Genomic DNA, 24,495 nt, shown 5'->3' with positions numbered 1-24,495 from the left:
AATATACTTGCGTCTACTTTACAAAGGCAGATTTATTTTAGCATATTGCAATAACATAATGGTTTTGGCATCAGTTATTTCGCCCGAAGTTATCATTTGGTAGGCTTCATTAAATGGGTATTCAAGAACTTCGATATTCTCGTGTTCTTCTGCAAGTCCGCCACCTTCCGAAACTTTCATTTCGGATTGGTATTCACCAATAAAAAAGTGTAATATTTCAGTAACAGCACCAGGAGACATATACGATTGAAACACTTTTTTTACTGATGATAGTCGGTAACCTGTTTCTTCCTCTGTTTCTCTTCTTATACAATCAATAGGATTGTCTTCGTCTAGCATTCCCGCACAAGCTTCTATTAGCATTCCCGATGTATTTCCGTTTAGATAGGTGGGTAAACGAAATTGGCGAGTTAAAATAATTGTTTTGTGGGTAATGTTGTATAATAGAATAACGGCGCCATTTCCGCGGTAATATATTTCACGAGTTTGTTGTTCGACTGTTGTATCTTCTTTTGTATAATCATAAGTGATTTTTTTCAGAATAAACTTCTGTTTGGAAAGTACTTCTGTTTTTATGATGTTGATTTTGGGATTGTGCATAATTGTGTGTTTACAAAAAAACGCCCTGAATTTTCAGAGCGTTTTTTAGTTAATTATTTTAAGATAGTTTGTTTTCTATCTGGTCCAACTGAAACAATTTTAATTGGCACTTCTACTTCTTTTTCAATGAACTCGATGTACTCTTTCAATTCTTTTGGTAATTCATCGTAAGTAGTCATACCTGTTAAATCGGCTTCCCATCCTTTGAATTCTTTGTAGATAGGCGTTACGTTTTCTTCTTCAATGTTGTAAGGGAAATGACTAATTTTTTGTCCTTTGTAGTTGTACTCAGTACATACTTTAAGAGTTTTAAATCCAGAAAGTACGTCGCCTTTCATCATCATTAATTGCGTAACTCCGTTGACTTGAATCGCATATTTTAAAGCGACTAAGTCTAACCATCCACAACGTCTTTGTCTTCCGGTTACTGAACCAAATTCATTTCCGATTTTAGCCATTGTAGCACCATCTTCGTCAAAAAGTTCGGTTGGGAAAGGGCCGCTTCCTACACGAGTTACGTATGCTTTAAAAATTCCGTATACTTCTTTGATTTTGTTTGGCGCAATTCCTAAACCTGTACAAGCTCCTGCTGCTGTAGTATTAGATGAAGTTACAAATGGATAGGTTCCAAAATCAACATCTAATAATGAACCTTGAGCTCCTTCGCATAAAATTGATTTTCCTGCTTTTTGCGCTTGGTGTAAATATTCTTCACTATCGATGAAGTCTAATTTTTTCAATTCTTCAATAGCTTCAAAGAACTCTTTTTCCATTTCGGCTAAGTTGTATTGAATCGCTACATCGTAGAATTTAATCATTTCTTCGTGTTTGTCAGCCAAAGCACGGTAACGATCTTTGAAATCAGCTAATTCAATGTCTCCTACACGAATACCGTTTCTACCGGTTTTGTCCATATACGTTGGTCCAATACCTTTTAAAGTCGAACCAATTTTTGCTTTCCCTTTTGCAGTTTCTGAAGCTGCGTCTAACAAACGGTGTGTTGGTAAGATTAAATGCGCTTTTCTAGAAATAATCAATTTGCTTTTGATATCAATATTGAATTTCTCTAAACCTTCAATTTCTTTTTGAAAAACTACTGGGTCAATTACTACTCCGTTTCCAATGATGTTCACTGCAGTTTTGTGGAAAATTCCAGAAGGAATAGTTCTAAGAACGTGCTTAATTCCGTCAAATTCTAAAGTATGTCCTGCATTGGGTCCTCCTTGAAAACGAGCAATAATGTCGTAGTTAGAAGTTAATACATCAACAATTTTTCCTTTTCCCTCATCTCCCCATTGTAGTCCTAATAGTAAATCTATGGTCATTCTGTGTGTTATTTGTGTTGTTTATATTTGGTAGCACTACTGCTAATTCTAATTAGTTGTTTTTTTATTTCCGTATAAATACAGAGAGTGATTGGTGATTTCAATATCAAAAATTTCCTCGATGGTTTTTTTTATGGTTTGAATTCTTGGATCACAAAATTCAATCACTTCTCCAGTATCAGTCATGATGATGTGATCGTGTTGTTTGTCAAAATAGGATTTTTCGTAATGGGCTTGATTTTGCCCAAATTGATGTTTGCGAACTAAAGCACAATCCAAAAGTAATTCGATAGTATTGTACAAAGTTGCCCTGCTGACACGGTAGTTTTTATTTTTCATTTTGATATACAGGTTTTCTATATCAAAATGTTCTTCACTTTCGTAAATTTCCTGAAGGATAGCATAACGCTCTGGAGTTTTGCGATGTCCTTTCTTTTCAAGATACAATGTAAAAACGTTCTTTACAATCTCTTGATTTTTATTATTGTCTGTGGAAATGAGTGTCATATCCTGCAAAGATAATTTTTTTTGTTTAATCTCTAAAGTTCAGTTGATAAGTTTGCCTTTTGTTGAAAAATCAATTAGGAAGAATATTCTCGACTCACTTTTTCGATACCTTCAATTTTACGGATATTGTTGATTAACTTTTTCAAAATGGTGTTGTTTTGCACCACCACAGTGACTTGTCCGTGAAAAATCCCTGCATCTGTACTCAATGAAATACTTTGAATATTCACATGCATATTATTCGAAATCACTTTAGTCAATTGATTAGTCAATCCTAAAGAATCCATACCGGTAATTTTGATAATGGCTTTGAATTCTTCTTGAGTAGAATCAATCCATTTGGCAGCCATAATTCGGTACGCATAATTGGATTGTAATCCAATGGCATTAGGGCAATCGCTTTTGTGAATTTTAATTCCTTCGTTTACTGTAACAAAGCCAAATACATCATCCCCTGGAATTGGACTACAGCAAGGAGAGAACTTATAATCTAATTTGTCGTGTTCTTTTCCAAAAACGAGCATGTCGTAATTGCTGTTGACAATAGGTTTGTTGATTTCTTCGTCTGGAGTAGCGTTATTTCGCTTGATTTTATTTTTGAAGAAACTAATAAACGTATTGCTCTTTTGGGCAGCATAGTCTTTGAGTTGTTGGTTTTCAATTGCTCCAATACCAACGCGGTAAAATAAATCTAAACTTGTTTTTAGTTTAAAAAAGTTGACTAATTCGTTAACGGTTTTCTCGTTTAAAGTTATTTTTAAATGTTTTAATTTACGAGTTAACAGTTCTTTTCCTTCTTCGCCAATTTTTTTGATATCCTCATTAAGAACGTTTTTTATTTTAGTTTTAGCTCTTGCTGTGGTTACAAAATCAAGCCAGTGTGTTGTTGGTTTTTGGTTTGGAGAAGTGATGACTTCAATTTGATCTCCACTTTTCAACTCGTAATTAAGAGGGACTAATTTTCCATTAACCCGAGTTCCTCTGGTACGAATTCCAATTTCAGAGTGAATGCCAAAAGCAAAATCAAGAGAAGTAGCACCTTTGGGTAGCGATTTGATATCTCCTTTTGGGGTAAACACAAAGATTTCTTTGGAATACAAATTCATCTTGAAATCTTCTACAAAATCTACTGCATTCGTTTCGGCATTTTCTAAGGCCTCTCGCAATAAATTCAGCCAAACATCTAGTCCACTTTCTTCGGTTGCTCCATTTTTATATTTGTAATGCGCAGCATAGCCTTTTTCTGCAATTTCGTCCATACGTTCGCTTCGAACTTGAATTTCTACCCAGCGTCCTTTAGGTCCCATTACGGTAATATGCAAGGCTTCGTAACCGGTTGACTTTGGTGACGAAATCCAATCACGTAAACGACTCGGACTTGGACGATAATGGTCGGTTACAATGGAATAGATTTTCCAAGCTAAAAATTTCTCGTCGTGCGGATTTGATTTATACACTATTCGCAAAGCGAATTTGTCGTAGACTTCGTCGAAACTAACTCCTTGCGCCTTCATTTTTCTGCGAATAGAGTAAATGGATTTTGGACGCCCTTTAATAACATATTCAACCCCTTCTTCGTCTAATGATTTTTTTAGAACATCCGAAATGTCTTTGATATAGGCGTCTTGTTCCTCTTTAGTTTCTTTAATTTTGCTTAAAATATCATTATAAACAGCAGGTTCAGTGTATTTTAACCCTAAATCTTCTAGTTTGGTTTTGATGTTGTACAAGCCTAAACGGTGAGCGAGAGGGGCGTAAATATATAAGGTTTCTGAGGCAATTTTGGTTTGCTTGTCTTCTCGCATAGATTCCATAGTTTGCATATTGTGCAAACGGTCGGCGAGTTTGATTAAAATTACTCGAACATCATCGTTGAGTGTTAGAATCATTTTTCGGAAATTCTCTGCTTGAATAGAAGCGTTTAAATCTTTTTGAACCAACGAAATTTTTGTCAATCCTTCTACCATCTGTGCCACTTTCGGATTGAAAAGACGTTCAATATCCTCAACAGTAATTGGTGTGTCTTCGACAACATCGTGCAATAAGGCAGCAGCAATAGAAGTAGCGCCTAAGCCAATCTCAGATGCTACAATTTTAGCCACAGCAATGGGGTGAAAAATATAGGCTTCACCTGATTTTCTTCTTTGATCTTTGTGTGCATCAACGGCAACGTCAAAAGCCTTACGAATCAATTTCTTGTCGCTATCGGTTAGTGTTTGGTAGCTAATTCGAAGTAACTCCTTGTATTCTTGGGCAATGGCCTTGTTTTCTTTCTCGATATCTATTTCTGTCATGGTAGGCGGGGTTCAATTTCTAAAAATAGAAAAAACCGACTAATTACACAAGTGAATTAAGAGAATATTTTGGATTGATAATTTAAAAACCTCTTTGTCTTTTGGCTTCAAAAATTAAAATAGCTGCAGCAACAGAAACGTTCATAGAATCGATTTCGCCTTGCATTGGAATAATAATGTTTTGTGTGGCAGCATCTCGCCATTCTTGGGTTAAACCAGTAGCTTCGGTTCCAACCACGAGCGCAGTGGGTGTAGTATAATTTTCTAAATGGTATCCATTCGAATTTTGTAGGGTAGCACAATAAAAATGGATATTTTTTTCTGTCAGAAAAGCGATGATTTCGGCAGTGCTTCCAGTGGCAATTTGATTGGTGAACAAACAGCCTACGCTCGAACGAACTATATTAGGATTGTACAAATCACTTTTGGGGTTAGCAATAATCACGGCGTCTAAATTTGCAGCATCAGCGGTACGCAATAAAGCACCGATGTTCCCTGGTTTTTCAGGAGCTTCGGCTACTAAAATTAATGGGTTTTCGGATAATTGTAAATCAGATAACAAGGTTGATTTGGTTTTGGCTACAGCCAAAATCCCTTCGGTAGTATCGCGATAGGCTAATTTTTGAAAAACCTCTTTGTTGATTTCTATTAATTCGGCATTGGGATCCAATTGATGTGCTTCTTTTTCAGTACAGATTTCAGGTAAAAAAAGTACCGTTTCGATTTGGTAACCACCTTTAATCGCAATGCTTATTTCGCGTTGTCCTTCAATTAAAAAAGTGCCTGTTTGCTTGCGTGCTTTTGCTTTTTCCTGCAATAACACCAATGATTTGATAAATGGATTTTGTACGGAGCTAATTTGCTTCATTGGAATTAAGCCGTTTTTTGAACTACTTCAAAAATTTTAGCGTCTTCACATTTTAATGTTTTAGAAGGAAATTTAACCAACAAAGCATAATCGTGAGTTGACATCAAAACGGTTTTCCCATTTGCATTAATTTTACGAAGCACTTCCAACACTTCGGCACTGGTTTGTGGATCCAAGTTACCTGTTGGTTCATCGGCTAAAATTAATTCAGGGTCATTCAACAAGGCTCTTGCAATAGCAACACGTTGTTGTTCTCCGCCGGATAGTTGGTGTGGCATTTTATTGGCAAAATCTTTCATACCCACTTTGTCCAATACTTCGTCTATTTTTTGAAGCATTTCAGCAGTATCAGTCCAACCTGTCGCTTTTAAAACAAAAAGCATATTGTCTTTTACGGTACGGTCTGGAAGTAATTTAAAATCTTGGAAAACAATTCCAATTTTTCTTCTTAAAAAGGGAATATCGTCCTCTTTTAAAGTAGCTAAATCAAAATCTACAATATGTCCAGCGCCTTCTTTTAGCTCTAAATCAGCATATAAAGTCTTTAACAAACTACTTTTACCTGAGCCTGTTTTTCCAATTACATAAATGAATTCGCCTTGATTTACTTCAAGGTTTACGTCAGATAAAATGGTTTTTCCTTCTTGATATATAGTAGCGTTTCGTAAAGATAAAATGGATTGTGACATAATTTGCATTTGTTTATGTGGTAAAAGTAATTATCAATTGGCAATTATCAATTATCAAACGCAATTTTTTTTAATTTTTGTTAAAACAATTGTTCATAATAAATACTTAAACCATTTCGTTATACACCGTATAATATGATACATTTGAATTTTAAACAAAAAATCACAATGCGTAGACTTTCTGGGATTTTATTCGCCCTATTTTTTTGGGGAACTTTGTCGGTTTCAGCTCAAAAATCAACTATATACAATTCTAATTTAAAAGATTTCGAAACAGCGGTTTCGTTGTACAATGCAGGGCAATACGCTTCTGCCAAGTTTGTTTTGGATCGCGTAAAAACCAATTCGGTGAGTCAGGAGATACAATCCGATTGTTTGTATTACACTGCTATGTGCGCTATTCGCGAACGCCAACCTAATGCAGGGAGTTTGATGGAACGCTTTGTTTCGGATTTTCCAACGAGTACTAAAAGAAATCAAGGGTGTGTTGAAGTAGGTCATTTTTATTTTCAACAAGAGAATTATGAAAAAGCCTTGTCTTGGTATGAAAAGGTGGACGAAATGTATTTAGGAGCTAACGAAAGCGAGAAATACAATTTCCAAAAAGGATACAGTTTTTTTATTGCTAAAAACAAAAAAGAAGCGTCAACTTATTTGAATAAGGTATTGAATACTCCAAATTATGGTTCTCAAGCCAAATACTATTTGGGTTTTATGGCGTATGAAGGAGATGATTACAAGCAAGCTACTCAATATTTTGATGCGGTTTCAGCCGAAGGAAAATACAAAGAACGCATGTCGTATTACCAATCGGACATGAATTTTAAATTGGGTAATTTCCAAAAAGCGATTGATTTAGGAGAACAGGCGATGCCAAAATCGACAGCTGCTGAACAATCGGAATTGAATAAAATCATTGGCGAAAGTTATTTTAATTTGAAAGAATACACCAAAGCAATTCCGTACCTTAAATTATACGAGGGTAAAAATGGGAAATGGTCAAATACTGATTTTTATCAACTGGGTTATGCGTATTACCAACAAAAAGAATTTCAAAATGCAGTTTCGCAGTTCAATAAAATTATTGATGGAAAGGATTTTGTAGCGCAAAACGGTTATTATCATTTAGGTCAGAGTTATTTGAATTTGAACAAAAAACAAGAAGCGCTGAATGCTTTTAAAAATGCTTCTGAAATGGATTTTGACGCTTCTTTAAAAGAAGAATCAAGTTTGAATTATGCTAAATTAAGTTATGAGATAGGGAATTCGTATGAAAGTGTTCCAGCTATTTTAACGGCTTTTTTGGAGCAGTACCCTCAAAATTCAAGCAAATCGGAAATTGAAAAATTAGTAATTGATTCGTATCTATCTTCAAAAAACTATAAAGAAGCGTTAACTATTTTAGAAAAAAATGGAAGCCAAGAAAACAAGTTAGCCTATCAAAAAGTGTTGTTTTATAGTGGTTTGCAATCTTTTACAGATGGAGAATATCAAGACGCTTTGAAACAATTTGAAAAAGCGGTTAGCCAACAAAAAGATGCTTTGATTACCGCAAGAGCTATGTTTTGGAAAGGAGAAACACAATTTGTATTGGATGATTTTAAAAATGCGTTGTTGACATTCAAACAGTTTATCGGTTTTGGTGAAGCGATCAATACGCCTGAATTTAAAAACTGCAATTATAATATTGGCTATGCCTATTTCAAAATGAAAGAATACGATCAAGCAGGGAATTATTTTCAAAAACAAATCGAAAAAGGGACTGATAAAGTGCGTATGAATGATGCCTATTTGCGTTTAGCGGATTGCCGATTTGTGACTTCGAAGTATGGGGCAGCCATGGAGGCGTATGCTAAAGTGATTGAACAAAAAAGTGTCGACGCTGATTATGCTTTTTATCAAAGAGCCATTTCGTATGGTTTTGTAGGTAAAAATGAGAAAAAAATCGAGAACTTATTATCGTTTTTACAACACTATCCAAAATCAGAATACCGTGACGATGCGTTGTTTGAATTAGGAAATACCTACGTGGCTGAAAACAAAGACGAACAAGCCATTACAACCTACGATCAATTGATTAAAGAGTTTGAAAATGGTTCGTTTGTTTCTAAAGCCATTTTGCGACAAGGTTTGGTGTATTATAATGCAGATAAAGATACGCAAGCGTTAGTGAAATTCAAGCAAGTAGTAGCTGAGTTTCCTAAATCTTCGGAGGCTTTGGAAGCAGTTTCAACAGCTCGACTGATTTATGTTGAGAATGGTAAAGTGAATGAATATGCTTCTTGGGTTCGAACGTTGGACTTTGTAGCTGTTTCAGATGCTGATTTGGATAATGACACGTATGAGTCTGCCGAAAAACAATACCAACAAAGTAACACTAGTCAAGCAATCACTGGATTTGGAGCGTATTTGACTGCTTTTCCAAAAGGAATTCACGCTTTACAAGCTCACTTTTATTTGGCACAATCACAATATTCAAATGGGGCAGAAGAAAAATCAGTAGCGAATTACGAATATGTAATTGCGGAGCCGCGAAATGAATTTACAGAGCCTTCGTTGGTTCGTTTGGGACAGATTTTCTTGAAAGCAAAAGAAGTAGAAAAAGCAATTGTAGTTTTATCTCGAATTGAAACTGAAGCGGATTTGTTGCAAAATAAAACGTTTGCACAAGCCAATTTGATGAAATTATATTACGATAAAAAGGACTTTGCTAACGCAGTGGTGTATGCTGAAAAAGTGTTAGAAAATCCTAAAGCAGAGGCTGACGTTAAAAGTGATGCTCAGATTGTAGTGGCTCGTTCTGCTATGGAAACAGGCGATGAAGCCAAAGCCAAAGCAGGGTACGGGAAATTAATGACTGCACAAGGAGAGCTTGGAGCAGAAGCGCTGTATTATGATGCTTATTTTAAAAACAAAGAAGGGAAGTTTGAGGACTCGAATGTAGTAGTGCAACAATTAGCAAAAAACTATTCAGATTATAAATATTTTGGAGCCAAAGGATTGTTGTTAATGGCGTCTAATTTTTATGCTTTAAAAGATAGTTATCAAGCGACATTTATTTTGGAAACTATCATTAAAAACTTTACGGATTTTCCTGAGGTCGTGGCTCAAGCCCAAAAAGATTTGGAAACGATAAAAGCTGAGGAGTCTAAAACCAATTCGTCAATCACTAATTAATTCTATGAAATTACCGTTTTACATAGTAGATGTTTTTGCCGAAAATAAGTATGCTGGAAATCAGTTGGCTGTTTTTGAAAATGCTCACAACTTGACTACAGAACAAATGCAGGCTATTGCTAGTGAAATTAATTTTGCCGAGAGTACGTTTATCACGCAATTAGATTCTGAAAAAAATACAGCTGAGATTCGAATATTTACCCCAGAGTTTGAAATGAAATTTGCAGGTCACCCCATTATTGGAACCTCATGGGTACTTATGAATAGGATTAATTCCGCTAATCCTAAAAAAATAAACCTTAGCGTTCCGGTGGGGACTATTCCGGTTTCTCAAGAGGGAGATTTGGTGTGGTTGCAATCGGCCCAACCGGAGTTTTTTGACACGTTTCAACCAGAAGGTTTTTTAGAGTTTAGTAATTTAAATAGAGCTGATTTCTCTACGGGTTTTCCAATACAAGAAGTAAGCACAGGAAGTGCCTTTGTAATTGTCCCGCTTCAAAATAAAGAAGCTTTGGCCAACTTGGAATTGAATACAGCCAAAATGAACGAATGGTTGCATTTGAATTGTAAAACCAATTTTAGAGCGTTGTACTTTTTTTGTTTGGAAGACGAAAATTTGTTCAGTAGAATGTTGTATTTGGAAAACAATCAATTGAAGGAAGATGCTGCCACGGGGAGTGCGAGCACTTGTTTACAGGCATTTTTGTTGAAATATTATCAATCTGATTTACAAATAATAAACCAGCAGGGAGATTATATTGGACGCCCTTCAAGAATATATTTTGATGGAAAACGGAGTCAAGATCATTTCGAAATTAAAATTGGAGGGAAAACACAGTTCATTGCAAAAGGGGAATGGGAGGTTTAATTTTTAATAAAACGGCTATTTACAGTTGGTTTAATAATAAATAATATGAAAAAAAATAGTTTAAAATATACAGTGTTTGCGCTTAGTTTAGCATGGAGTTCATTGGCTTTGGCACAAAAAAAACAAGAAAAAATGCGAACGGAAGAAGTAAATGTGGTAAAATCATATACGCCAACTATTTCGGATGCGTTTAAAATAAAAGAAACGCCTGCTTTAAATGAGGAAGGAACCACTGCAAAAGAAACGGTGAAGTACAGTATCTTTTCTTTCCCAGTGGCTTCAACTTTTACACCTTCAAAGGGCGGTGCTGAAGACGTTGATAAGGAAGAATTAGGTCGTTTTTATAAAAGTTATGCCACTTTTGGAGGAGGGAATTTCGGGACATTGAATGCAGAGTTGTTTGCCACTCAAGATTTGAATTCAGAAGAATATGTGGCGGGAATGTTGCGTCATCTTTCTTCTCAAGGCGGTATTAAAGGAACAGAATTGAATAGTTCATTTTACGATACTTCTTTGGATGTAACCTATGGTGCCGAAGCAAAAGAATTGTCTTGGAATATTAATTTAGGCTATCAAAATCAGATTTATCATTGGTATGGATTGCCAACAGCATTCATGAATACATTGTTGCCTTCTGCTCATGATATTTTGGTGGCAGGAATCAATCCAAAACAATCTTATAATACCATTACATTAGACTCTAAAATAGAATTTAATGAGAGTATTTTGGAGGCTTCAAGTTTTAAATTTGCTCATTTTTCAGATGCATTTGGTTCTTCTGAAAATCGATTTTATGCCAAACCGTCGTTTCAATTTGCTGCTTTTGGCAAAGACATACAATTGAATGCTATCGTGGATTATTTGGGAGGTAAATTCGATCATAATTTCACCCGAACGAATACGGAACCACTAGAATATGGATATACTAATTTCGGACTTTCTCCAAGTTATGAATTGGAAAAAGACAATTGGACCATGCATTTAGGTTTGGGATTGTACTATAGTTTAGATACTAAAAACAGTAACAACAAGTTATTTTGGTATCCACAAGTTACAGCCTCTCATAAAATAGTGGGTGATTTAATGATTTTCTATACCGGAGCTGAAGGTGGACTAGACCAAAATTCCTATTTGAATTTTGTGGACGAAAATCCGTTTTTGTCGCCTACTTTGCAAATTGCGCCAACCAATAAAAAGTATGATGTTTTTGCCGGTTTAAAAGGTAAATTGGCAGACAATATAAGCTATAATATTAGAGGTTCGTTCATAGATGAGAATAACAAAGCCCTATTCAAAAGCAATGATTTTTCGGCCAATTTCAACTACGGACCCTATGCGTATGGAAATTCGCTACAAGTGGTCTATGATAATGTCAAAACGGTACGCTTCTTTGGTGAATTGAAAGCCGATATTACCGAAGCAATTAGTTTTGGTGCCAATGGTACGTTGTCTGTTTACAACACAAAAACACAAGCAGAAGCATGGAATTTGCCAGCGATACAATTGAATGCGAATGTAGATTATACCATAAATACAAAATGGTACGTTGGTGCGGATGTGTTTTTTGTGGATTCCCGAAAAGATTTACAAATCAATAATGATTTGATTTATGTTTATCCGCCAACGTATGTTCCAACGACTTTGAAATCGTATATTGATTTGAATGCTCATGTGGGGTACAAACACAGTGAACGATTGACTGCCTTTTTGAAAGCCAATAACATTGCTAATCAGGCGTATCAAAAATGGTTGAACTACCCCGTTCAAGGATTTCAAGTGGTATTGGGTGCGAATTATAAATTTGATTTTTAATTAACACGTTGGATGAAATTGTTTTTAGATTGTAAATTTTCGTCAGTTCGAGTGATTTTCGTTAGAAAATCGTATCGAGAACAAGAAAATTTATCATCAAAAACGGTTCTCGATACATTTTTTGCTTCATTTCATTATGCAAAAAACACTCGAACTGACGTTTTTGATAATTTCAGCTAACGGCTTTTAATACGATTCTATTTTGACCACTTTCAAACAAAAAACGCACACCTATTACTTACAGTTGGTTCAAGATCGAATTGATGTCTTTCGGGATATGATTTCGGCATTGACGGAAGATTCTAAAAACGATGCCAAAGGTTCTGCAGGCGATAAGCACGAAACGGCTTTGTCGATGATGCATATCGAACAAGAAAAATTGAATCATAAATTGAGCGAAGTCTTAGCTCAAAAAGCTATTTTAGATAAAATGAATCCATTAAAAGTAACAGAAACGATTGCTTTGGGGAGTTTGGTCAAAGCCAATGGCATTTATTTGTACCTCAGTGTCGCTTTGCCTAAGGTTGCTATTGAAGGGGTTAATGTAATCGCCTTGTCGCCACAATCGCCTTTGGGTAGTAAGTTGATGGGAAATCCAATAGGGTTTACTTTTGAGATTAATGGGGCTCACTATTGTATTGAGAGCATTGAATAAAAATGCTGTTTTATCTATTACTACGAACTTTTAGATGATAGCTAAGCCTTTGGATTTGTAATGAACTTTGTCGCGCCAGAATTCTCTTTAATGATTGGTGAGAAAAATTAATATATTTGAGAATATAACAAAGCGAAACAAACCTTCGCTTATCTACTTGAAAACGGGTGTGTTGCAAAGGTTTGTTTTGTCTATATACAGGTTAGTGATAATTCCATCCCTTCTTTACAACTCGGGTTTATAATAAAAATATTTACAATGCAAACAAAATGGATTTTGGGAAATGTAATATTAAGCGTTTTAATGTTTTGCTTAATATTCTATTTGAATGTAGGTGTTTCCGGTGGAGATATTGCTATAGTTATGTTCAATTGTATGTTTGCTCTTTTACAGTTAATTATAAATGGGATTTTGCTGTACAGAAGTAAAAATATTGAAACTTTGAAAGTTGTGATTGCTATAATTGTAACAAATATAGCTCTAATATTTTTGTTTTTGGAATATGGAAGCGTAATAAATAGCTGGATAAAAAGTAACTTCCGCTTGGACTAATTTATCACAAGCACAAAGAGATCAAATAAATAATTCACTTCAAAAAATTTATCAAGATGAACCGTATTTTAATTAATAGTTATTTTTTACTTTTTATGCTCAATATTTATGGACAAAAAATAGAGAAAAAGCCGATATATCTAGAATTTAAAATTGATAAAAAGTGTCCCAGAAATATGAAATTTTATAAAGAAGATGAAAATGGGATAGTTTTTAACATTTTTTGTGAAACAGGAGGAAGTTTTTTGTGGCAAAACAAATCCGATACTTTGTCAATTTGCAAATTAAAAAATTACACTACGGTAAGTTTTGAAGAGGTAGAAAAATTAGAAAAACAATGGAGAATCGATAATAAAGAAGCTATGATTAAAAAATTCGGAAAAATATATCCACGATATAATAAAAACGGAATATTCAACACCTATCTGATAGAAATAATAAATGATTTAGAATTTGTAGTTTACCCAGTTGAATGGAGACACCTGGAAACCGTGGAGTAATAAAAAAAAACTCTTGGAATAGTCATTTGAGCTAGCTGGAATTTAGTAGAATTACCGTTTTGCATCACGTTTTCGTTAAGTTGAATATTGAGGGTTACGAACTTCTAGCCATCGCAAAGTGGAATAACGTTGTCAACAAGACCAAACAGTCTTCACTATTATAACCTCAAGAACCACTAAAAAAACTTCCCTTTTTACAGTTTTTAACTTTAGGTTTCAATTTCTTTTACTTTAAATTACATTTTTGCTATAAAATTAATTATTTGGTTTTATTTTATAACTAAAAATAGATTTTATGTTTTTCAATCGTAACTTTTAAACCATCTTTGCCGTATCAAAATAACAAAAAGTAAATTTTTAAGATTATGTGCGGAATATTAGCCATCATAGGAAAAGGAAAAGATGAACAATTAGTGAGAGAACTTTCAAAAAGAATGACACACCGTGGTCCAGATGAAAGTGATTTGCATATTACAGAGAATGGACATATTTTAAGTCATGAGCGTTTGTCAATTATTGACTTGCATTCAGGACGTCAACCTATTCAGGGGACTTCAACTGCTTGGATGGTGCATAATGGAGAGGTTTACAATCACCAAGCATTGCGAGATGGAGTTTTGAAAGGGCATACTTTCAGAACCAAATCCGATTCAGAAGTAATTGTTCATTTGTATGAAGAATTCAAATACGATTTCTGTAACATGTTAGATGGAGATTGGGCTTTTGTTGTGGTTGATGGAGATGATTTTATTGCAGGTAGAGACCCAATGGGAGTGAAGCCATTGTACTACGGTTTGGATGATAGAGGAAGAATCTATTTTGCTTCTGAAATGAAACCTATTGCAGACCAATGTAAAACGTTCTCAACATTTCCTCCAGGACATTATTATACACCTAACACTGGTTTTGTAAAATACTACCAACCAGAATACGAAGATTATACTAAAGCAGATCAAGATTTAGATTTGGATTTAATTAGAGAGACTTTAACTGAGGCAACTCGCAAACGTTTAATGAGTGATGTGCCAATTGGAGTACTGCTTTCAGGAGGTTTGGATTCGTCTTTGACTTCTTCAATCGCTTCACGATTATTGAAAGAAAGTGGTAAAAAATTACATTCGTTTTCAATTGGTTTAGATGCCGATGCGCCAGACGCTAAAGCAGCTAAAAAAGTAGCGGAGTTTTTAGAAACAGAACACCACGAAGTACATTTTACTATTGAGCAAGGTATCGAAATCTTAGACAAATTGATTTGGCATTTAGAAACGTATGATGTAACGTCTATTCGTGCAAGTACGCCAATGTATTTCTTGTCTAAAGCCATTACCGATATGGGAATTAAAGTAGTGCTTTCAGGAGAAGGTGCTGATGAGATTTTTGGAGGGTATTTGTATTTTAGAAATGCACCAACGGTAGAAGATTTCCAAAAAGAAACGATTGAGAGAGTTCAAAAATTATTTACTGCCGACTTATTAAGAGCAGATAAATCAACGATGGCTCACGGTTTAGAGGCTAGGGTTCCATTCTTAGATAAAGCGTTCTTGGATATGGCAGTTCGTATTAAAGCGGAAGAAAAAATGCCGAAGACCTATGAAGGTAGAGAGAAATATATTTTAAGAAAAGCATTTGATACGCCAGATAATCCGTATTTACCAGATGAGGTATTGTGGAGACAAAAAGAGCAATTCTCTGATGGTGTAGGGTACAACTGGATTGATCAATTGATTGAATACTGTTCGTCTCAAGTTACTGACGAGCAATTAGCGGGTGCAGAGGCTGAGTTTCCGTACAACACGCCAACGACTAAAGAAGCGTATTTCTACAGATCGATATTTCATAAATACTATCCACAAGTAAGTGCTGCACAAACAGTAAGAAAATGGATTCCGAAATGGCAAGAGAACCAAGATCCAAGTGGTAGAGCCAATGCTGCTCACGTTCAAGCGGATGTTGAGATTGCTAAATAAGATTAGATTAGTTCAAATAATGTTGATAAAAAGACGTTTTTCGTAAGAAGAACGTCTTTTTTTGTTTAAAATATAAACAAATGTTGATAACTTAACATTTATAAAGGGCAATTTCCTTCTCAAATATCCCCTGTTTTTATATATTTGCTTGTTATACAATTTTACATTTTAGATTAAAAATATGAGTGAGGAAATTAACAAGAATAATTATTCAGCGGATAGTATTCAGGCATTAGAAGGAATGGAGCACGTAAGAATGCGTCCGTCCATGTATATTGGAGATGTTGGAGTACGAGGATTGCATCATTTGGTTTATGAGGTGGTAGATAACTCCATCGATGAGGCTATGGGTGGTCATTGTGATACTATCAGTGTTGCTATAAATGAAGATGGGTCAATTTCTGTTGAAGATAATGGTCGTGGTATTCCTGTTGGGATTCATAAAAAAGAAGGGGTTTCGGCTTTAGAGGTTGTAATGACCAAAATTGGTGCTGGAGGTAAATTTGATAAAGATTCGTATAAAGTTTCTGGAGGTTTACACGGTGTAGGTGTTTCTTGTGTGAATGCCTTGTCATCTCACTTAAGAGCAACGGTTCATAGTAGTGATGGAAAAATCTACGAGCAAGAATACGAAAGAGGTAAGGCACTGTATCCAGTAAAACAAATTGGAGATACGACTAAAAGAGGAACAATTGTTACTTTTTATCCAGACCCAACCATTTTTACACAAACTACGGAGTATTCTTATGAGACTTTGTCAGCGCGTATGCGTGAATTGTCTTTCTTGAATAAAGGAATAAAAATCACTTTCACAGATAAAAGAGAAGTAGATAAAGACGGCAACTTTCTTTCAGAAGTATTTCATTCTACTGAAGGTTTGAAAGAGTACATTCGTTACTTAGATGGAAATCGTGAGCCAATTATTGCGCACGTAATTTCTATGGATCACGAAAAAGGTGAAATCCCAGTTGAGGTAGCGTTGATTTATAACACAAGTTATTCAGAGAATATTTTTTCTTATGTAAATAACATTAATACACACGAAGGAGGAACGCATTTACAAGGTTTTAGAAGTGGTTTGACAAGAACGCTTAAGAAATATGCCGATGCTTCTGGGATGTTGGATAAACTAAAATTCGAAATTGCAGGGGATGACTTCCGTGAAGGATTGACTGCAATTATTTCGGTTAAAGTTTCTGAGCCTCAATTCGAAGGACAAACAAAAACTAAATTAGGAAATAGAGAAGTAGTTTCTCCAGTGAGTCAAGCTGTTGGAGAAATGTTAGAGAATTATTTGGAAGAAAATCCAAATGATGCTCGTATCATTATTCAGAAAGTGATTTTAGCTGCTCAAGCCCGTCACGCTGCTAAAAAGGCGCGTGAAATGGTGCAACGTAAAACCGTTATGGGTGGCGGTGGATTGCCAGGAAAATTATCCGATTGTTCGGAACAAGATCCAGAAAAATGCGAAGTATATCTTGTCGAGGGAGATTCGGCAGGTGGAACTGCAAAACAAGGGCGTGACCGAAATTTTCAAGCGATTTTACCATTACGAGGTAAGATTTTGAACGTGGAAAAAGCGATGCACCACAAAGTTTTTGAAAGTGAAGAGATTCGAAATATTTTTACTGCACTTGGTGTAACTGTAGGTACTGCAGAAGATAGTAAAGCGTTGAATATTGAAAAATTACGTTACCATAAAGTAATTATCATGTGTGATGCCGATGTCGATGGAAGTCACATTGCTACCTTAATATTAACGTTCTTCTTCCGTTTTATGAGAGAATTAATCGAAAGAGGACATGTGTATATTGCAGCACCACCTTTGTACTTAGTTAAAAAAGGAAATAAAAAAGAATATGCTTGGACAGAAGATCAACGAGATTTAGCTAACGAAAGAATGGGAGGAAGTGCTGCTATTCAACGTTATAAAGGTCTTGGAGAGATGAATGCAGAGCAGTTGTGGGAAACTACAATGGATCCAAATTTCAGAACTTTACGTCAAGTAACAATTGATAATATGGTTGAAGCCGACAGAGTTTTCTCTATGTTAATGGGGGATGAAGTTCCGCCAAGAAGAGAATTTATCGAGAAAAATGCGGTGTATGCCAATATTGATGCGTAACTTAGAGCTTCATTCTAATTTTAGAAAATAAAATAATTTTTAAAATATAAAAATATGAAAGTTACAATTGTAGGAGCAGGGAATGTGGGAGCAACCTGTGCGGATGTTATTTCTTATAGAGGCATTGCAAGCGAAGTAGTTTTATTGGATATTAAAGAAGGTTTTGCTGAAGGTAAAGCTATGGATATTATGCAATGTGCTACGAATACAGGTTTTAATACCAAAGTAATTGGGGTGACTAATGATTACTCTAAAACAGCGAATAGTGATGTGGTAGTAATTACATCAGGTATTCCAAGAAAACCTGGAATGACTCGTGAAGAATTGATTGGAATTAATGCAGGCATCGTGAAAACAGTTGCTGAGAATATTTTAGTTCATTCTCCTAATACAATTGTAGTAGTAGTGTCAAACCCAATGGATACGATGACGTATTTGGCATTGAAATCAACAGGTTTGCCTAAAAATAGAATTATTGGAATGGGAGGTGCTTTAGATAGTTCTCGTTTTAGATACTATTTGTCACAAGCTTTGGATAAACCATCTAATGATGTTTCTGCTATGGTAATTGGAGGTCACGGTGATACCACTATGATTCCGTTAACTCGTTTAGCTTCTTACAATGGTATTCCAGTTTCTGAATTTCTTTCGCAAGAAGCATTAGAAAAAGTGGCTGCATCAACTATGGTTGGAGGTGCTACTTTAACAGGGCTTTTAGGAACTTCAGCTTGGTATGCGCCAGGAGCTTCAGTAGCCTACTTGGTAGATAGTATTTTGAATGACCAAAAGAAAATGATTGCTTGTTCTGTTTTCTTGGAAGGAGAATACGGACAAAACGATATTTGTATTGGTGTTCCTTGTATTATTGGTAAAAACGGAGTGGAGCAAATCGTTGATATTACATTGAATGATGCAGAAAAAGCATTATTTGCTAAAAGTGCGGATGCTGTTAGAAATATGAATGCCGATTTAAAATCGGTTTTAGCATAATTTTTTCATATAAATTGAAAAGACTGCTTTTTTGCAGTCTTTTTTATGAGATTAATTGACAAATAAATTGGTTAATCTTAACCTTAAATTATATATTTGCTCGGTTTAAAAAAAGAAGGATTGCTTTTTGAGGCATTTTTTGTCTCGATAAGCGATTTTAATCACTGTTTAACAGTGGTTTAAGTACAATTAAAATAAAAGAATAATTAATTTTTAGTAATAATGCAGAATAAAGGCCTCATTAAATTTTTCGCAATTCTATTTGCATTGGTAAGTATTTACCAACTTTCTTTCACTTTCGTAGCTAATAAAGTAGCAAGTGATGCTAAAGCTTTTGCAGGAGGAAATCCTGAAAAAGAATTAAAATATTTAGATTCTATTGGTAAAGAGAAAGTCTTTAACCTTGGTTTTTCTGATTTTACTTTTAACGAAGTAAAAGACAAACAAATCAATAAAGGTCTTGACTTAGAAGGAGGAATCAACGTAATTCTTCAAGTTTCTGTAAAAGACATCTTGAAAGGATTATCGAATAACTCTAAAAATCCAGTATTTAATAAGTCTTTAGCTGATGCAACTGCTAATCAAAGAGGAAATCAAACCTATATTGATGCTTTCTTTGAAGCTTTTGAGGCTAACTCAAAAGGAACAGTAAAATTAGCGTCGCCTGATATTTTTGCAAACAGAAGTTTACAAGGAGAAGGTGGGGTAGATTTCCAAATGACTGATGCACAAGTTCAAAAAGTAATCAAAAGAAAAGTTGATGAGTCTGTAGAAAGTGCTTTTGGCGTATTGAGAAAACGTATCGATAAATTTGGTGTAACACAACCCAACATCCAGAAATTAGGAGAGTCAGGTAGAATTCTTGTAGAACTTCCAGGTGCTAAAGATGTTGATAGAATTAAAAAATTATTACAAAGTACGGCTCAATTAGAGTTTTGGGAAACGTATAAGATAGAAGAAATTGGTAATTTCTTGATGGCTGCCAATGAGTCATTGAAAAAAACAGAAATTAATAAAGTAGCTCCTAAAAAAGTAGTTAAAGACTCATTGAGTTCTTTATTGGCTGATACCAAAGATTCAGCTGCTACTAAAAAAGGGAACAATCCTTTGTTGGACAAAATTATTGCTCAAGGTGGTGGACCAATTTTAGGTATTTTTGCTCCAAAAGATACAGCTGTTGTTGGAGGATATTTAAGAAGACCAGACATCAGAATTTTATTAGCAGGTGATCAACGTTATGCTAAATTTGTTTGGGGAAAACCAACAAAAATTAAGGATGCAAAATCAAATGAAATTGATGCAGTTGAATTGTATGCTTTAAAGGGAAATAGAGATAATATTGCTGCAATGAGTGGTGGTGTAGTTACTGATGCAAGTGATACATTTGATCAGTTAGGAAAACCAGCAGTTTCTATGCAAATGAACGGTAAAGGAGCAAAAGCTTGGGAAGAATTAACAGGAAAAGCGTATACTCAAAAAAGCAATATCGCTATTGTTTTGGATAATGTTGTATATTCTGCTCCGGGAGTATCTAGTGGACCAATTGCAGGTGGTAGATCAGAGATTTCTGGTGACTTTGATGTAACTGAAACTAAAGATTTAGCGAATGTTTTAAAAGCAGGTAAATTACCAGCTTCAGCAGATATTATTCAATCAGAAGTAGTTGGGCCATCATTGGGACAAGCTGCTATTGATGCAGGTACGATCTCTTCAATAGTAGGTTTCTTGTTAGTTTGTTTATGGATGGTGTTTTATTATGGTAAAGCGGGTTGGTATGCTAATTTAGCTTTATTGTTGAACTTATTGTTCTTATTCGGAATTATGGCAAGTTTTGGTTTTGTATTGACATTACCAGGTATTGCAGGTATCGTTTTAACATTAGGTACTGCGGTTGATGCGAACATCATTATTTATGAAAGAGCAAAAGAAGAGTTGAGAGAAGGTAAATCATTATCTGAAACGGTAATTGCTTCTTATGGATGGAAAGGTGCCATGCGTTCAATCATTGATGCTAACGTAACTCACATTTTGACAGGTGCTATTTTGTTTACTTTTGGGACAGGATTGATTAAAGGTTTTGCCTTGACATTATTGATTGGTATTGTAACTTCATTGTTTACCTCTATTTTTATTGCAAGAATTTTTATCGATAGAGATATTGCAAGAAACAGTAATTTGACTTTTTCAACTTCAATCACGAAGAATTGGTTTACTAATTTCCACTTTGATTTTATTAAGATTAAAAAATTCACTTACATTTTTTCTTCAATTGTAGTCATTGTAAGTATAGTTTCTATCTTTTTTGTTAATGGATTAGATCAAGGTGTAGATTTTGTTGGAGGAAGAACTTTTCAAGTGAAATTTGAAAAACCAATTGACGCATCTGTTGTATCTGAAGAATTATCAAAAGAATTTGGTACTACGGTTGAAGCAAAGATTTTTGGTTCAGACAATCAATTGAAACTTACGACTAAATATAAAATTACTGAAGAAGGTTTAGATGTTGATAAAGAAGTAAACGAAAAATTATTTAAAGCGTTACAAAAATACTATACTGGTATTACTTACGATCAATTCATTAATTCGTATGATGGTAAAAAAGTAGGGGTATTGCAAGCTTCAAAAGTAGGTGCTTCTATCTCTGAAGATATCAAAACAAACTCATATTGGGCTGTTTTAGGCGCCATGGCAGTAATCTTCTTATACTTAATGATTTCATTCCGTAAGTGGCAGTATTCATTAGGAGCGATTGCAGCGGTAGCGCATGACGTAATATTTGTATTAGGAATTTACTCTTTATGTTATAAATTCATGCCTTTCCACATGGAAATGGACCAACACTTTATTGCGGCTATCTTAACGGTTATTGGTTACTCAATGAACGATACTGTAATTGTATTTGACAGAATTAGAGAATTTATCATGGGTAAACGTAAGGGTACTTTTGAAGATATCGTAAATGCGTCTATTAATACTACTTTGTCAAGAACCTTGAATACTTCATTAATGATGATTATTGTTTTATTAACAATGTTTATCTTCGGTGGAGAATCAATCAGAGGATTTATCTTTGCGATGTTAGTTGGTATTGTAGTGGGAACTTATTCTTCATTATTTATCGCAACTCCAGTATTAGTAGATACGATCTCAAGATCAGATAAAAATCAAATTGAAAAAGAGCATAAAGAAGCTTAATTTTCAATAGCCTATATTTCAAAAAGGATTCAACGAAAGTTGAATCCTTTTTTTATAAACAAAATTCAATAAATAATTTATGTATTTTTGGTAAAATAAAATTGTTTGCAATGAGAAAAATAATTACAACACTACTTATGTCTTCAACAATAGTTTCGTTTGGTCAAGAGCAAATAAAATATCCTTTGACTAGAAAAAGTGATAAAATTGATTTGTATTTTGAAACCCAAGTTGATGATCCATATCGATGGTTGGAAGATGATAGATCGATTGAAACTGCTGATTGGGTGAAAGCTCAAAATCAAGTAACATTTGGTTATTTGTCGACTATTCCATTTCGAGATGCGATTCAACACCGTATGGAAAAATTATGGAATTACGAAAAGGTATCTGCACCATTCAAAGAAGGAAAATATACCTATTACTACAAAAATAATGGATTGCAAAATCAATCGGTTTTGTATCGAAAAGATGCTTCTGGAAAAGAAGAATTGTTTTTGGATCCCAATACGTTTTCAAAAGATGCCACGACTTCGTTAGATGCGGTAAGTTTTTCTAAAGATGGTTCGCTTTGTGCTTACTCTATTTCTGAGGCAGGTAGTGATTGGAGAAAAGTAACTTTTATGAATGCCGAAACCAAACAAAGTATAGGAGACAAGTTGATAGATGTAAAATTCAGTGGCTTGTCATGGAAAGGTAATGAAGGGGTTTACTATTCAAGTTATGACAAACCAAAAGGGAGTGAATTGTCCGCTAAGACCGAACAACATAAATTGTATTTTCATAAACTAGGCACTAACCAATCAGAAGATGTTTTAGTTTTTGGAGACAAAGAAAGACGTCGTTATGTTGGAGGAAACGTTTCTGAGGATAATCATTATTTGTTTATTACTGCCGCTAATTCCACTTCAGGAAATGAATTGTATGTACAAGATTTAACTCAGCTGAATGGCGAAATTAAATCCATCCATTCTGGTTTTGAATATGACGTACGTGTTTTGGATAACGTTGGAAGTAAATTGTATTTGATTACTAATTTAGGAGCGCCAAATAAACGCATTGTAACCGTTGATGTCAATGCATCTTCAGTATCCAAGTGGAAAGATTGTGTTGCTGAAACAGAACAGGTGCTTTCGCCTTCAATTGGTGCTGGTTTTATCTTTGCCAATTATATGAAAGATGCCGTTTCGGTAGTAAAACAATTTGATTATAATGGTAAATTAGTACGCGAAATCCAATTACCAGGATTGGGAACGGCTACAGGGTTTAGTGGTAAGAGTGAGGACACAGCATTGTATTTTTCGTTTACTAATTACGTGACGCCAACAACTACCTATAAATTTTTGCCTGTCGAGGGAAAGTCTTCTATTTATGTGCAGCCCAAAGTGGATTTTGTAAGCGACAATTATATTTCCAAACAAGTTTTTTATACTTCTAAAGACGGAACAAAAGTACCGATGATTATCACCTATAAAAAAGGAATATCTTTAAATGGTAAGAATCCAACTATTTTATATGGCTATGGTGGATTCAATATTAGTTTGACACCTTCTTTTAGTATTGCTAATGCCGTTTGGTTAGAAATGGGCGGAATTTATGCTGTTGCCAATCTAAGAGGAGGAGGCGAATATGGAAAAAAATGGCACGATGCAGGAACCAAAATGCAAAAGCAAAATGTATTTAACGATTTTATCGCTGCAGCAGAATACCTAATTGCTCAAAAGTATACTTCATCTGATTTTTTAGCCGTAAAAGGCGGTTCTAACGGAGGTTTATTGGTTGGTGCTACAATGACGCAACGACCAGATTTAATGAAGGTGGCGTTGCCTGCAGTAGGCGTAATGGATATGTTGCGTTACCATACTTTTACCGCAGGCGCGGGTTGGGCGTATGACTATGGAACTGCTGAAGATTCTAAAACGATGTTCGACTATATCAAAGGCTATTCTCCAGTGCATAATGTGAAAGTAGGAGCGCAATATCCAGCAACATTAGTAACAACAGGAGATCATGATGACAGAGTGGTGCCGGCACATAGTTTTAAGTTTGCTGCTGAATTACAAGCCAAACAATCAGGTGCTAATCCAGTGTTAATCCGAATTGAAACTAATGCAGGTCATGGAGCAGGAAAACCCGTTTCAAAAACCATTGAAGAAGCGGCTGATTTGCAAGCCTTCACTTTATATAATATGGGAGTGAAAGGATTGCCAATAAAATAAAAAGTATCTTTTTATAAAAACAGAAAAGGCTGTCCGTAGTATTGGACAGCCTTTTCTATTTTAAATTTCAACCGCAGATTTGCAGATTTTAATTAATTGCTTTTCGTCAGTTCGAATGATTTTATTCCAAAGTTTTGGAGAGGAAATGGTAT

17 protein-coding genes are annotated in these 24,495 nt (G+C 34.9%); 11 read left to right on the top strand and 6 right to left on the bottom strand.

Going from position 1 to position 24,495, the window contains the following annotated elements:
* Positions 1 to 18: 18 nt before the first annotated feature.
* From nudK to Q0L65_RS09520, 6 genes are all read right to left on the bottom strand, one after another.
* Positions 19 to 600: a GDP-mannose pyrophosphatase NudK gene (nudK, locus tag Q0L65_RS09545; protein ID WP_296685716.1), complete on the bottom strand. Its 582-nt coding sequence runs from the start codon at positions 598 to 600 to the stop codon at positions 19 to 21.
* A 53-nt stretch (positions 601 to 653) separates the two neighbouring features.
* Positions 654 to 1,925, bottom strand: a complete 1,272-nt coding sequence (locus Q0L65_RS09540; RefSeq protein WP_296685714.1) for an adenylosuccinate synthase — start codon at positions 1,923 to 1,925, stop codon at positions 654 to 656.
* Positions 1,926 to 1,973: 48 nt separating this feature from the next.
* On the bottom strand, positions 1,974 to 2,432 hold the full coding sequence (locus tag Q0L65_RS09535; protein WP_296685712.1) for a transcriptional repressor: 459 nt from the start codon (positions 2,430 to 2,432) through the stop codon (positions 1,974 to 1,976).
* Between the two features lie 74 nt (positions 2,433 to 2,506).
* Positions 2,507 to 4,726: a RelA/SpoT family protein gene (locus Q0L65_RS09530; protein WP_296685711.1), complete on the bottom strand. Its 2,220-nt coding sequence runs from the start codon at positions 4,724 to 4,726 to the stop codon at positions 2,507 to 2,509.
* An 82-nt stretch (positions 4,727 to 4,808) separates the two neighbouring features.
* Positions 4,809 to 5,594: an RNA methyltransferase gene (locus Q0L65_RS09525; protein ID WP_296685708.1), complete on the bottom strand. Its 786-nt coding sequence runs from the start codon at positions 5,592 to 5,594 to the stop codon at positions 4,809 to 4,811.
* A 5-nt stretch (positions 5,595 to 5,599) separates the two neighbouring features.
* Entirely contained in the window at positions 5,600 to 6,283 is a 684-nt protein-coding gene (locus tag Q0L65_RS09520; protein WP_296685706.1) for an ATP-binding cassette domain-containing protein, read from the bottom strand.
* Positions 6,284 to 6,451: 168 nt separating this feature from the next.
* Between Q0L65_RS09520 and Q0L65_RS09515 the strand changes: the two genes are divergently transcribed.
* The 11 genes from Q0L65_RS09515 (at position 6,452) to Q0L65_RS09465 (ending at position 24,343) form a co-directional block, all read left to right on the top strand.
* Positions 6,452 to 9,460, top strand: a complete 3,009-nt coding sequence (locus Q0L65_RS09515; protein WP_296685703.1) for a tetratricopeptide repeat protein — start codon at positions 6,452 to 6,454, stop codon at positions 9,458 to 9,460.
* 4 nt (positions 9,461 to 9,464) lie between these two features.
* Positions 9,465 to 10,328, top strand: coding sequence for a PhzF family phenazine biosynthesis protein (locus Q0L65_RS09510; protein ID WP_296685700.1), 864 nt, complete (start codon positions 9,465 to 9,467; stop codon positions 10,326 to 10,328).
* 45 nt (positions 10,329 to 10,373) lie between these two features.
* Positions 10,374 to 12,140 carry a TonB-dependent receptor gene (locus Q0L65_RS09505; RefSeq protein ID WP_296685698.1) on the top strand — a complete coding sequence of 589 codons (1,767 nt, stop codon included), beginning with the start codon at positions 10,374 to 10,376 and terminating at the stop codon, positions 12,138 to 12,140.
* 202 nt (positions 12,141 to 12,342) lie between these two features.
* Complete coding sequence (locus Q0L65_RS09500) at positions 12,343 to 12,795, top strand: hypothetical protein (protein ID WP_296685696.1); 453 nt, start codon at positions 12,343 to 12,345, stop codon at positions 12,793 to 12,795.
* A 258-nt stretch (positions 12,796 to 13,053) separates the two neighbouring features.
* Positions 13,054 to 13,347, top strand: coding sequence for a hypothetical protein (locus Q0L65_RS09495; protein ID WP_296685694.1), 294 nt, complete (start codon positions 13,054 to 13,056; stop codon positions 13,345 to 13,347).
* A 176-nt stretch (positions 13,348 to 13,523) separates the two neighbouring features.
* Positions 13,524 to 13,847 carry a hypothetical protein gene (locus Q0L65_RS09490; protein WP_296685691.1) on the top strand — a complete coding sequence of 108 codons (324 nt, stop codon included), beginning with the start codon at positions 13,524 to 13,526 and terminating at the stop codon, positions 13,845 to 13,847.
* Positions 13,848 to 14,212: 365 nt separating this feature from the next.
* Positions 14,213 to 15,814 carry an asparagine synthase B gene (asnB, locus tag Q0L65_RS09485; protein ID WP_296685690.1) on the top strand — a complete coding sequence of 534 codons (1,602 nt, stop codon included), beginning with the start codon at positions 14,213 to 14,215 and terminating at the stop codon, positions 15,812 to 15,814.
* Between the two features lie 181 nt (positions 15,815 to 15,995).
* Positions 15,996 to 17,939 carry a DNA topoisomerase (ATP-hydrolyzing) subunit B gene (gyrB, locus tag Q0L65_RS09480; RefSeq protein WP_296685688.1) on the top strand — a complete coding sequence of 648 codons (1,944 nt, stop codon included), beginning with the start codon at positions 15,996 to 15,998 and terminating at the stop codon, positions 17,937 to 17,939.
* Between the two features lie 54 nt (positions 17,940 to 17,993).
* The gene (mdh, locus tag Q0L65_RS09475; protein ID WP_264532656.1) at positions 17,994 to 18,929 is read left to right on the top strand and encodes a malate dehydrogenase; all 936 of its coding nucleotides are present in this window, start codon (positions 17,994 to 17,996) and stop codon (positions 18,927 to 18,929) included.
* A gap of 222 nt (positions 18,930 to 19,151) precedes the next feature.
* Positions 19,152 to 22,124: a protein translocase subunit SecDF gene (gene secDF / locus Q0L65_RS09470; RefSeq protein ID WP_296685680.1), complete on the top strand. Its 2,973-nt coding sequence runs from the start codon at positions 19,152 to 19,154 to the stop codon at positions 22,122 to 22,124.
* Positions 22,125 to 22,234: 110 nt separating this feature from the next.
* On the top strand, positions 22,235 to 24,343 hold the full coding sequence (locus tag Q0L65_RS09465) for a prolyl oligopeptidase family serine peptidase (RefSeq protein ID WP_296685678.1): 2,109 nt from the start codon (positions 22,235 to 22,237) through the stop codon (positions 24,341 to 24,343).
* The last annotated feature ends 152 nt before the right edge of the window (positions 24,344 to 24,495 follow it).

Source organism: Flavobacterium sp. (assembly GCF_024642105.1).
In the GTDB taxonomy this organism is placed as follows: domain Bacteria; phylum Bacteroidota; class Bacteroidia; order Flavobacteriales; family Flavobacteriaceae; genus Flavobacterium.
This window is presented reverse-complemented; position numbering and strand designations above follow the sequence as displayed.